This window comes from Rhizobium leucaenae USDA 9039 (assembly GCF_000426285.1).
Taxonomy (GTDB): domain Bacteria; phylum Pseudomonadota; class Alphaproteobacteria; order Rhizobiales; family Rhizobiaceae; genus Rhizobium; species Rhizobium leucaenae.
In genome coordinates, this window is record NZ_AUFB01000001.1 from 177572 (window position 1) to 190095 (window position 12524).

Below are 12524 nucleotides of genomic sequence, written 5' to 3' on the forward strand. Positions count from 1 at the left end.
CGTCCGCGGCCGCTCTTCGAATTGCAATCCATTTCTTGGCCACGCTTTTCGCTATTTGTAGGGATCGGCCGCGTCGCGCAAGCCGTCTCCTAAAAAGTTGAACGCCAGAATGACCAAAATCACCGGGATCATCGGGAAGAGGAGCCACGGGTAAAATGCAAGGGCGCTGACGTCTCTTGCCTCCGTGAGCAAGATGCCCCAGCTCGTGATCGGTGGGCGAAGACCGAGCCCCAGGAAGCTCAGCGCGGTTTCGCCGAGGATCATGCTGGGGATCGAAATCGTTGCCGTCGCGATCAGATGCGACATGAATCCTGGCACAAGATGACGGCCGATAATACGCGGCGAACTTGCACCCATCAATTGTGCAGCAAGTACATAGTCCTCTTCGCGTAAAGACAAGAGCTTGGAACGAACGGCACGGGCCAATCCGGTCCAATCGAGAATGCCGAGGATGATGGTAATGCCGAAATAGATGATGATGGGGCTCCAGGTCACCGGCATGATCGCCGCGAGCGCCATCCACAACGGCAGGCTCGGCAACGACTGCAGCACCTCGATGACCCGCTGGACGAGAAGGTCGAAGATGCCGCCATGATATCCGGCCAAGCCCCCGATGACGATACCCAGCACGAAGCTGATGGAGATGCCGACCAGCCCGATCGTGAGCGAGATGCGCGCTCCATAGATGATACGGGACAATACGTCGCGTCCGAGGCGGTCGGTACCGAGCAGGTACATCTGGCCGCCAATAGCGGGGCAGACCAAATGGAAATTTGCATCCACCAGTCCCCAGAATCGATAGGCATCGCCACGACAGAAGAAGCGGATCGGCTGCACATTATCCGTCTTGTCGGTATAGATTCGTTGCAGCGTATTGATGTCGAGCGTCATCTTGCGGCCATAGACAAAGGGGCCGACAAATTCGCCGTTGTTGAAGAAATGGACTCTCTGCGGCGGCGAATGGATGTACTCGACATTGCGGGTGTGCAGGCCGTACGGGGCCAGGAATTCCACAATCAGGATCATGGCGTAGAGCAACAGCAGGAAGATGCCGGAGGCGAGAGCGAGCTTATGCCGCTTGAACTTCCACCACATCAATTGCTTCTGCGAAGCCTTGTAGTAACGCGCCTGACCGGCCGACATGGCTTCGAACTGCTCCGGATCGAAGGCGGCTGTGGAAACGTAGTGCTCTAGCGGGGCGCCGGGGCGCGGCAGGGGTGCGTTCACTTGGTGCTCCTGCCTTGCAAGCGGATACGGGGATCAAGGAAGCCAAGGGCGAGGTCGGAGATCAACACGCCGATGACATTGAGGAAGGCGAGGAACATCAGGAACGAACCGGCAAGATACATATCCTGGCTCTGCAACGCCTTGATCAGCATCGGCCCGGTCGTCTCCAGCGACAGCACGATGGCGGTGATTTCCGCGCCGGAAATGATCGACGGCAGGATCGAGCCGATATCGGCGACGAAGAAATTGAGCGCCATGCGCAGGGGATATTTCACCAGCGCTTTCAGCGGATGCAGCCCCTTGGCGCGGGCGGTGACGACATATTGCTTCTGCATCTCGTCGAGCAAGTTGGCACGCAGGCGGCGGATCATGCCGGCGGTGCCGGCGGTGCCGACAATGATGACGGGAATCCACAGATGCGCGAGGATCGAGCGCGCCTTTGCCCAACTCATAGGCTGCGACAGATATTGCAGATCCATCAGATGGCCGATCGACACGCCGAACCAGATATTGGCGAAATGCATCAGGATAAGCGCCAGCATGAAGTTCGGGATCGCGATGCCGAGCAGACCGAAGAAAGTCAGCCCATAATCGCCCCAGCTATATTGATGGGTGGCCGAATAGATGCCGATCGGGAAGGCGATCAGCCAGGTGAGCGCGATCGTCGCCGTCGACACGAGGATGGTCAGCCAGAGGCGATCGCCCACCACGTCCGATACCGGCAGTTGATATTCGAAGGAATAGCCGAAATCGCCATGCAGCATGCCGGCGACCCAATAGACATATTGCAGGGCCACGGGCTTATCGAGCCCGTATTCGTGGCGAAGATTCTCAATCTCCTGCATGTTGGCAGTCTCGCCCTGCGCCCGCAACTCGGCGATCTGGCTTTCAAAGAAGTCGCCCGGCGGAAGCTGGATGATGGTGAAGACCAGCATCGAGATGACAAGCAGCGTCGGGATCATTACCGCGATGCGCCAAAGAATATATTTAAACACGCGGTTGATCCTCCTTCAGCCAGAAGGTGTCAGGCATATAGACGCCTAGATAGCAGGTCGGATCGAAACCGTAGAGCGCCTTTTCGGGCACGTTCTGCAACTTGTCTACATGTACGATCGGCTGCAGTGTGCCGTTGATAAGCCCGATCGAGAAGACCTGGTCGACATAGATCGCCAGCATCTGATGCCATATTTCTGCCCGTTCGAAGGAAGAAGCAGACTTGCCCCATTGCTCCAACAGCTCGACGAGCTTCACGACTTCCGGGAGGTCCGGCGCAGTGCCCTGCGTGCCGCGGGAAAGATAGTGCATGCCCCAGAGCGGCCATTGCAGTTGGTCGTCCATCGTCGGCGCAAGCTGGCCGGGATTCATGTCCGCCGTCGCCACACCGTTGTCGAGGCCCAACCAAATCGACATAACGATACGCCCGCCCATGGCACGGCTGCGCAGGATGTCGCGCTGCGAGGTGCGGGTAAACAAAGCGATGCCGATATTGCGCCAGTGGTCGGTGACGAGTTCGAGCACGTCCGTGTCGAGCGTGCCTTCGCCGGCCGTCTCGACCGTGATTTCAGCACGGCGTCCATCCGGCAGAAGGCGGATGCCATCCTGGTCGCGTTTATCTAGACCGGCGGCGTCGAGCAAGGCGTTGGCCTGCTCCGGATCATAGGCGATCCAAGCCTTGGCATATTCGGGTCTGTAGAGCGGGCTTTCCGGCAGCATCGTGTCTGCGCTTTCGGTGCCGAGGCCATAGAAAACCGCCATGTTAATCTCGTGGCGGTTAATTGCCAGCGACAGGGCACGGCGCACCCGTACGTCTTGCAGCACCTGCCGCCATACAGGATCGGCGCTATTCAGATTCGGCAGCAACGCCACGCGCGAACCGCGCGTCGCCTTCCAGAGATTGACCTTGAGATTATAGGACTTCTCCGCGTCCTTCAGGAAAGTATAATTGTTGAAATTAATCGCCGTCGCCTGCAGGTCGCTGTCGCCGGTGCCGGTTTTATCCGGAATAATCGTCGAGGAGCTAATGTTCAGAATAAAGCGGTCGATATACGGCAACTGCTTGCCGTTTTCATCGATGCGATGGAAGTAGGGATTGCGCTCGAACACGAACTGCTCAGCCGGCGGCGCGGTCGTGTTGCGCCATGGCTCCAGGACCGGAAGCTCCGGATTTTCCTGGCGATAGACACGGGCCATCTTGATGTGCAGGTCCGCGACTTTCTTGACACGATACTGCTTCATCAGCGCCGAAAGACGGATATCGTCCTGATACTTCGGATGGAACTGCTTGAGATAATGCTCGGGGCCGACGAGCACCAAGGCTTGCGGCGCAGCAAGGTTCGGCAGGAAATATGGATTGGGCTGATCCCAGCTATAGCGCACGGTTACCTGGTCGATGACTTCGAAGCGCGGCAGATCGCCATGCGGCCGCAACTCCAGTGCGCCGCCTCCCGGTGTCAACTTCTTGTTGAGAATGACATCTTCCCACCAATAGCGGAAATCATCTGATGTGAGCGGGTGGCCGTCCGACCACTTGTGACCCTCACGCAGCTTGAAGGTGAAGATACAGTCGTTTTCAACGGTAAAAGATTCGAGAATATCCGGCTGCAGCGTCAGCGTCTGATCATAGCCGACAAGACGGGCATAACCATAGACGTTCATGAGACGCAGGTCATTCTGGGCGCCGATGAGCGTGCGTATCGACCCACCGTAGCGACCGGGCTCGCGACCGAGCGCAGCGAGATTGACGATACGGGGCATCTTCGGCAGCCGCTGGGCCAGCGGCGGCATCTGGCCAGCCCGCAGCCAGTCGTGCAGGAAGTCGGGTTCGTTGTCGGCGTCCGCTGCGACGGCCGGCAGCGGCAGCACGGAAGAGGCGAGAAAGCCGAGAAAAGTTCGACGGGTTACCACGTGCGTAATTCCTGAACATCGGCGCCGCGGCGAGCGCGCACGAAATGACCGCCGCCAAGATCGGCGTAGGCAAGATCCCCGCCTTTATCCTCCGCGAAATGCGGCCCCCAACTCTGCTTGGCGGCGGGGCCTTCGGCATTCAAGGCGGAGAAATCCAGCGGCCGGTCGAGATCGGGGAAGGGGACCGCCGCAAGCAGCGAGCGGGTATAGGGATGGACGGGATCGCGCAGGATGATCTCACGCGGCGCGATCTCGACGATACGGCCGCGCGCCATGACGGCAATGCGGTCCGCCATATAGTCGACGACGGCGAGATTGTGCGAGATGAAAAGATAAGTAAGTCCAAGTTCCTTTTGCAAATCCTTGAGAAGGTTGAGGATCTGCGCCTGCACGGAAACGTCGAGCGCCGAGACGGGCTCATCGAGGATCAGCAGCTTCGGCCCGAGCGCCAAAGCGCGGGCGATGCCGATGCGCTGGCGCTGGCCGCCGGAAAAGCTGTGGGGATAGCGGCTCAAATAGTGCTGGTCGAGCCCGATTGCCTGCATCAGCCCCTTGACCTTCTCCTTGCGCTCACCGCTGTTGCCGTGCTCATGGATTTCAAGGGGTTCGCTCAGGATATTGCGGATCGTCATGCGTGGCGACAGGGAGGAAACCGGGTCCTGAAACACCATCTGGATCTTGGTGCGGAGCTCCATCAGCTCGTCGCCTTTGACGGCCAGCACATCGATCTTGCCGTCGCCATCTTCGAACGTCACCGAGCCGCTATCCGCGGTGATGGCGCGCATCAAGATTTTGCTGACCGTCGTCTTTCCGCAGCCGCTTTCCCCGACGAGGCCCAGACATTCGCCACGACGGATGTCGAAACCGACATCATCGACGGCGCGAAACTTGGTGCCCGCCTTCCCGAAAAACCCGCCCCCTTTCGAGATATAGGTCTTGGTGAGATTGCGCACCGTGAGCAACACCTGCGGCGGAGCGTTGCCATTGGTTTTGGCCAATTTCTTCTTGCCGGAGAACGTACCGAGATTGACCGGCACGTCGCGCAGCGATTTCAGCCGCTCGCCGGGTTTCATATCGAAATGCGGCACCGCCGACATCAACGCCTTCAGATAACGATGCTGCGGTTGGCGGAAGATCGCATCGACCGGTCCGGCCTCCATGATCTCGCCGTGATAAATGACGACGACCTCATCGGCCATGTTGGCGACGACGCCGAGATCATGGGTGATCAGCAGCATGGCCATGTTGAACTTTTGCTGCAGGTTGCGCAACAGGCCGAGGATCTGCGCCTGAATCGTGACGTCCAGGGCCGTCGTCGGCTCGTCGGCGATCAGCAGCGCCGGATTGCAGATCAGCGCCATGGCGATCATCGCACGCTGACGCATGCCGCCCGACAGTTCGAATGAATACATATCGAAGGTGCGGTGCGGATTCTGAAAGCCGACGAGGCCCAGCATTTCCTCGGTCTTCTCGCGCTGCTCGGTCCTGCTGATGCCCGGATTGTGGATGCGAAGCGCCTCGCCGATCTGATTGCCGACCGTGTGCAGCGGGGAGAGCGAGGTCATCGGCTCCTGAAAAATATTGGCCATGCGCGCGCCACGAAGCTGACGCATCTCGATGCTGTCGCGCGGCAGTTGGAGAACGTCCGTCGTCTCGCCGTTCAGCGGATCGGTAAACAGAATGCGGCCGGTCGCCTGCGCTGGCGTCGGCAGAATGCCCATGATCGACTGGCTGATGATCGATTTGCCGGAGCCGGACTCGCCAACTAGCGCCGTTACCTTGCCCGGAAGCACCCGGAGATTGGCGCCCTTCACCACGCGCAGCTTGTCGCCGTAGATCGAGAACGAGACGTCGAGGTCCTCGATACGCAATAAATCAGTCCCTGACGCCATACTGTAGTAGTTCCCGCTTACACGACCTTTATGGCCCCGTATGGCACACTAACGTAGGCCATAACGGGTGTCCAGTTAGTCAAAGGTGTGTAAAAACTGTCGCTTTTCCAGTGATCTATCCAGGGATGCTCAACTATGGGCTTCTCAACGTCACTGGATGAACTTTTCGACCTGCGGGTGGTTCTCAAACTTTTTGGCATCCCGATGGAGCAGGATGACTTGCTCGGCCTCCGACAGACCGTCGGCGGCCACATCGTGAAAGACTTCCGTCGTCCCACCCGTCCTGGCTATGACTTTCGGATGTACGACCGTAAAGCGCTGGCGGACGCCGCGTAACCTCTCTTCGCCGAGTGTTACCCACTCGCCGCCGGTGTAACCGGCAAAGGCCTGACTTGCGACCACCTCGGTCGAATATTTCTTCGTCAGCGCCTGCAGCCGCTGCACTTCGTTGACGGCGGCGCCGAAGGCGGAGAAGGTCAAACGATCCCGCAGACCGACATTGCCGAACATGACATTGCCGACATGCAGTCCGATGCCGTAACGAACTTCGCTCAGACCGCGCGTCTTGCGATCCTTGTTCAGCGCGGCAACACGGCTCTGCGCGTGGAAAACGGCCGACAATGCCGCCTCGCAAGCGACCTTGGAGGGGTCCTTGTGCCGTCCGCAGGGATAGACGGCAAGGAAGCCGTCGCCGAGGAAACTCAAGATCTCGCCGCCATTACGGTTGAACGGCGCAGCGATGGCGTCGAAGAATTCGTTCAACGTATCGATATAGGCTTGGCGCCCTTCCTTCTCGGCGTAGAGCGTCGACTGCCGCATGTCGCCCATGACGAGAGCGGCGCGGATCGTCTCGCCGTCGCCGCGGCGGATCTGCCCGTTCAGCACACGCTGACCGGCATCGCCGCCGAGATAGGTGGTGAGCATGTTGTTCGCAAGCTTGCCGAGCACCGCCATCTTGGCAGCCATGGCGAGATGGTTCTGCATACGCATCAGCGCGCCGATCATCTCTTCGCTGAAGCCGCTGATACTATCCGTCGACCAGGAGCCCATCATCCCCTGGGCGGAGCCCGCCCCGAAGGTCTGCACGAAGGCGATATAGTCGGTGATCTTCTCCTTGCGCAGGTCCTCGAAGACGGGAAACTCCAACGGCCCGTCGATATCGACGCGGCGGCGCAGGTGCAGGAGGTTGTTGGAGAGCAGATAATAATAGGGGCTCTGGACGAAGCGTTCCGGCTTGTCGTCGACATGCCGATAACCTTCGATCGTCAGCCCCCCGGCACGGCGCCAGGTGAAGCCAAGGGCATCATAGAGTGGATGCAGCATCGAAAAGGTCAGATGCACGCGGGCGATCGGCAGGCCGGAAGCAGCGATGCGTTCGCAGAAACCACGAACGATGCTCTCCAGATTTTCGCCTGTCAGCGCCGACTGCGTCAGCCATTCGGCAACCTTGTCGAGAAAAATATCGGAAACACTCGAATGAATGGTCATCATTCCTGCGGCCTATCCTCGTAATCCAAAATGCTCCTCCGCGGCGACACGCCGTCTACCAAATGATGTGGGCGCGGCGATAAGGTCGTGTCCAAGCATTTTGGCACGGTCGGATGAGCGAACCATGCAGCAGGCGACGGCATATTTTCCCAGAAGGTTTGAATAGCGCCGGCGCCGTCAAAGATTTGCTGCGCCTTCTACGCGTCCTGGCGGACATATGGCACAACAAAAAAGGGCCGCCAAAATTGCCGGCTCTCGTTTTGTTCTTGTTTAGATAAGCCTCTCATGCCGCTGAAACAATGGCCAAAAACGATGCGGCTCAAGAAAATTCTCCTAGAGAGAAAAATGTCACGGCGTACCAGGCGACGCGACGGGCGTATCCAAGGCGGAGGAAACGGCAGCGCGCAACTTTTCCCGCAATGCCGTAGCCGCCATCGCATAGCCGCCGCTGGCTCCGTCGATGAAATGCATATGATCCCGCATCAGCGGTGTCGGTACGAAACAGGTCATCAGCGCGCTCTGCTGCCGATGCAGGCCGTAACGGCAGACGCCTGCGGCTTCGGCTTCCCGCAGCCGCGCTTCGATGCGGGAAAGACGCGCCGCATCCACATCGATGGTCATCTTCAAGCCGTCATCGAATTTGCGAAAATCGGAATTTGCGGCGAGGTCACGCCGGTAGATCTTGGCGTCGAAGGTTGCCGCGCGGATGCCGAACTTGTCGAGGATGTAGATGACAACGATCTGGGCAGCGATCGAAAGTTTCCGCAGCCAGCGGTTGGCCGCGGACGCCGTTGCTCGGGCTTCGATCTCGGCACCTTCGAAGGCAAGCGCCGGGGTCGGGCCTTCGACAGGCACCGGGTGTCCGCCGCGGTTCTGCTCCATGGAAATGGCGATGATATCGGCAACCAGGCTTTGGAACTCAGGGCCGTTACCGGCAGCACCGGGAACAGCGATGATCGAGACGATCTCGCCATTGTGCGCCTCGATCGGATTCCATCGGCAGGAGAGGCCGGTCAGATCCGGCCGCGTCTGCTGCGGCGCCGCTTCGACGGCAAAGTGTCCCGCCTTCATCTGCTTTTCCGCCCAGCTCGCGCCGCCGCCGGAGAACATGGCATAGGAGACGAAGTCGCTGGGGCTGAAGCGGGCGACGCGCACATCCAGCCCCTCGGCCCGGACATCCCCCATCGGTACCAGCGCAGTACGCAGGCTGAGCTGCAACTCCTCTGTTACCCATGTCCGCACTGCGGCCAATGCCTGCCGCACGCGATCCTCGCCGGAGGCAGGAATGGCCACTAGGGCGCCGTCGCCGCCGAAGACGAAGGGATAGTCGCCGTTGTCCAGCGCGTTGAGCACCGCCGAAATCACGCTCGCGCCCGCCATGTTGACGGATTTGTAGTGGCCCGACGCGATGGCCTTGGTCGAGCTGACGATATCGGCTACCGCCAAGAGCCAGCCGTCGGGAAGCGGCCGATAGTTGCCGCTGTCGGTGACGCCTTCGAAATCGGTGAAAACCGGCAAACTACGGAAGAAATCGTCGTTCGATAGCTCGGCCATGACATCCCCCTTAAGCATGCGGCGCAACGCCTATCCCTACAACAACCGCATCGAAAAACCAGCAGACAGTCGACGCAGTGTCGTCGTCCATGCTACTCCGGCTGGGGGAGAGACACCACGACGCCAAGGAATTATACGAATGAGCCGCCTGGATAGTTTCATCCGCCGCCTGACCGCACAACGAGACATTCTCAACGCCGTCGCCGATGAGGTCAAAACGCTCGACGGCGCCGTGTTGGAACTTGGGCTCGGCAACGGCCGCACTTTCGATCACCTGCGCGAACTTTTTCCGGACCGCCGCGTCGTCGCCTTCGATCGGGCCGCCAATGCCTATGGTTCGTCGATGCCGGAGGACGGCAATCTCGTGCTCGGCGAAATCAAGGACACTGCCAGAGATTTTATCGGCATCGGCGCGTCGCTCGCCCATGCGGATATCGGCACCGGTTACGAGGATAAGGATGCCGTAACGCTGACCTGGCTGCCAGAGATCATGGCCGGCGTTCTTGCTCCGCGCGGCCTTGCCGTCAGTGGCCTGCCGCTTGAGCATCCCGATCTCGAATCATTGCCCCTGCCATCGGGCGTGAAAGACGGGCGCTATTTCATTTATCGGCGCAGATAGCCGTCAACGCAGGAACAACACGTTAAACTGATGGCCTTCGACCGGCAGATCGGCAACCTTCATCGCCACACTGCGGTCTTCGAAAAAGACCAGGCATTCGGCGTAGTAGCCGGCAAGATCGGCGACGAAGGCGACCGCCTGATCCCTGCCGTAAAAGGCCGGCGTAAATTCCATGTAGAGCGGCACCTTGCGAGCCATCAGCGCCAGCATCGACCTGACGGCAACGGGCTCGTAACCCTCGATGTCCATCCAGATCAGCCCGATGTCGGCGGCCTCGACGCCGATGTCGGCAAGAATATCCGCGACGGGGCGGACCGGTACGGAAATCTTTTCATCGCCTGCGCTTTGGCGAAAAACACTGCTTTTGCCATGGTTCTTATGGTTCAGATAGAAATCGAGCTGTCCCTGGCGATCGCCGGCGGCGCAGTTGACCGCCGTTACCATATCCTGCATCCCGTTGTCGGCGATATTGACCGACAGGAGCCGGAAATTGCGCGGGTCGGGCTCGATGGTAACGATATGGCGATAAGCGCCGCTCAGGGCGAAATAGGTGGTCTGCGTACCGATATTGCCGCCGAGTTCGAGTAGGACCGTGCCCTTTCGCAGCAGACCGCGCTCGCGCAGAACCATCAGGAGCCGGTCGACATGATCCCGCTCGAAATGGCCTTTGCGAAACACTTTCCGGCCGATGTAGTCGGCAGGCGAAAAGCTCAGGATATGATCGCCGCAATCCACCGTCATGGTCTTGACGCGCGGCCCGATGGCGCCGATCAGGATGTCGCGGCCGAGGCGGGTATCGAACAGCCGCGTGGCGACGTGATCCCTGATCTTGCGAAGGGTGCGTTTCCAGAATTTCGCGGTGAGGATCTTGCGGTCGGACATTGCCCCATCCCTACACCAGAACATCGGGCTTTCAAATGGAATCGTTGAAGGAATGCCGAGGATTCAAGGAATTAGCGCGCAAGGTTTATGCAAAGCGCCCGCTTTCCTCCTTCGGAACGATATAGACGCGCAGAGGCTCGCCGCGGCCGCGAACGGCGATCTCACGGCTTTCGATGTCGGAAATATCCACGCCGGAAAGGCTCGCCACCGGCTCGGAGAAAACCAGCGCGCGGTCGAATTCCTTGGCGACGCTCTCGAGGCGGCTCGCCACGTTCACGGTGTCGCCAATCGCCGTGACGTTCTTGACATTGCCGTAGCCCATTGAACCGACCACCGCCAAGCCCGTATGAAGACCGACGACGACTTCGAGTGGGACCGACAGCTCGTCTGCTAGCTCTTGGCCGAGTTTGTCGATCTCCCTGATGATCTCGGCGGCGGCTTTGAGCGCCTGCCGATTGGCATCCTGCGGCGTGGTGCGCAGGCCGAACAATGCCATGGCGCCGTCGCCGATAAACTTGTCCATCCGGCCGCCATTGTTCTCGATGATACGCCCGACGATCGCAAAATAGCGGTTCAGCAGAAAGACGATATCGAAAGGCAGGCGCGACTCGGTCAGCGTCGTGAAATGACGCAGATCGCAGAAAAAGACGACGATCTCACGCTCGCGGCCGGGGCTTGCCGTCTGGCTGTAGACGGGAATGGTCGATTCCGCCATCGGCGTCAGAAGCGGCACGACGCTGATGTTTCCTGTCGGACGCAGTTGACAGGCGAGGCGGACATCCGGCGTGGCGCCGATGCGGTTCAGCGTCTTCTGTTCCAGCGCCTCGGGCGGCGGCAGATTGTCCGCGCCTTCGACGATCTGGACGCGGCAGGTGGAGCATTGGCCCTTGCCGCCGCATACGGAATAATGGGGGATGCCGCCGAGACGGCTTGCTTCGAGCACGGTGAAGCCGCGAGGCGCATGCACGACTTCGCCGCTGGCGTAGCGGATCGCGACCTGATGCTGCCGTTCGCGCAGCCTGCGATGGGTGCGGAAAGCGAAAAGGCCGATGATCGAAGCGCTGAAAGCACCGTAGAAACCGGCGCGATACGGCCATAGGGCGCCAGCCATCTGGCGGCCGGGTATGGAGCCGGTCTCACCATAGCTGCGCATGTCGCTGTAATAGCCGCCCCGAAATCCGCGCTCATCATTCTGCGCCGTCTCATGCGACACCGTTCGGCCCATGGCGGCGAAACCGAGCAGGGCGAGCACCGGCAGCACGATGGCGAAAGACAGCATAATGGGGGCTATGGCCATATACCAGGAACGGTAGCGCAGCCAGAAATGGATACCGATACAACCATGGATCCAGACGACCACCAGAACGATCGCCTGGCGCACGCCGTTTACCGGCGAAGTGATCCAGAGACTGTCCACGATCGCGCGGTAATTGTCGTGATAGCCGTAGACCGCGTGCAGAATGCGCGTGCCGATAATATGGTCGATCAAGAGTACCGGAACGAGCAATCCGGTGACAATCTGGAAGGCTTCGCCTGCCGGCATGACCAGCGTGCGGCGCCTGTAAAGCATGCGCAGCACGAGCAGAATATGGACGATCAGCGCGCCGTAGAGAAGGACGGTGCCCACCGGATTGCGCCAGGCGGCCATGAACCAGTGCTGCGCCTGATCGGCAGTACTCAGCGAAATCAATCCGAGGGAATGATTGGCGAGATGCATGGTCACGAAGACGAAGATGACCAAACCGGAGCCGAGGCGGAACTTTCGCGCAATACGATCGGAGATGATGGGTGTTCTCGCCTCGGTAGTCATCAAATCCAATTTATATTGCCCGTTCACAAACGAACGGAAAGCAGTTATCGCCTAATCGTCTAGCTGCAATGCCGCATGCTGTCGAGAATGCGGTTTTTGAAGCGGGAGCCTTATTGCCAAGCAAGCCATCGGAATTCGGGCATTTTCC

The 12524-nt window shown here is 59.6% G+C and carries 9 protein-coding genes; 1 reads left to right on the forward strand and 8 read right to left on the reverse strand.

All coding sequences use genetic code 11. The annotated features are described in order from the left end of the window. Positions 1–51: 51 nt before the first annotated feature. From K290_RS0100775 to K290_RS0100800, 6 genes are all read right to left on the reverse strand, one after another. Positions 52–1227: an ABC transporter permease gene (locus K290_RS0100775; RefSeq protein WP_028750098.1), complete on the reverse strand. Its 1176-nt coding sequence runs from the start codon at positions 1225–1227 to the stop codon at positions 52–54. Next, positions 1224–2222 carry an ABC transporter permease gene (locus K290_RS0100780; RefSeq protein ID WP_028750099.1) on the reverse strand — a complete coding sequence of 333 codons (999 nt, stop codon included), beginning with the start codon at positions 2220–2222 and terminating at the stop codon, positions 1224–1226. Before K290_RS0100780 ends, K290_RS0100775 begins: the two co-directional genes overlap by 4 nt. Next, the gene (locus tag K290_RS0100785) at positions 2215–4131 is read right to left on the reverse strand and encodes an ABC transporter substrate-binding protein (protein ID WP_028750100.1); all 1917 of its coding nucleotides are present in this window, start codon (positions 4129–4131) and stop codon (positions 2215–2217) included. Before K290_RS0100785 ends, K290_RS0100780 begins: the two co-directional genes overlap by 8 nt. After that, the gene (locus K290_RS0100790) at positions 4125–6023 is read right to left on the reverse strand and encodes a dipeptide ABC transporter ATP-binding protein (RefSeq protein WP_028750101.1); all 1899 of its coding nucleotides are present in this window, start codon (positions 6021–6023) and stop codon (positions 4125–4127) included. The genes K290_RS0100785 and K290_RS0100790 overlap by 7 nt, the downstream gene beginning before the upstream one ends. A 150-nt stretch (positions 6024–6173) precedes the next feature. Beyond that, the gene (locus K290_RS0100795) at positions 6174–7514 is read right to left on the reverse strand and encodes an adenylate/guanylate cyclase domain-containing protein (RefSeq protein WP_028750102.1); all 1341 of its coding nucleotides are present in this window, start codon (positions 7512–7514) and stop codon (positions 6174–6176) included. Positions 7515–7859: 345 nt separating this feature from the next. After that, positions 7860–9065: a DUF3095 domain-containing protein gene (locus K290_RS0100800; protein ID WP_028750103.1), complete on the reverse strand. Its 1206-nt coding sequence runs from the start codon at positions 9063–9065 to the stop codon at positions 7860–7862. A 139-nt stretch (positions 9066–9204) separates the two neighbouring features. Here K290_RS0100800 and K290_RS0100805 point away from each other — a divergent pair, with 139 nt between their 5' ends. Then, the gene (locus K290_RS0100805; protein ID WP_028750104.1) at positions 9205–9684 is read left to right on the forward strand and encodes a class I SAM-dependent methyltransferase; all 480 of its coding nucleotides are present in this window, start codon (positions 9205–9207) and stop codon (positions 9682–9684) included. Between the two features lie 3 nt (positions 9685–9687). Here K290_RS0100805 and K290_RS0100810 read toward each other — a convergent pair whose 3' ends face one another. Together K290_RS0100810 and K290_RS0100815 are read right to left on the reverse strand one after the other, a co-directional pair. Beyond that, a complete protein-coding gene (locus tag K290_RS0100810; RefSeq protein WP_028750105.1) occupies positions 9688–10566 on the reverse strand; it encodes an FkbM family methyltransferase in 879 nt (292 codons plus the stop codon). An 85-nt stretch (positions 10567–10651) separates the two neighbouring features. Then, positions 10652–12376, reverse strand: a complete 1725-nt coding sequence (locus K290_RS0100815; protein WP_028750106.1) for an adenylate/guanylate cyclase domain-containing protein — start codon at positions 12374–12376, stop codon at positions 10652–10654. Positions 12377–12524: the final 148 nt, after the last annotated feature.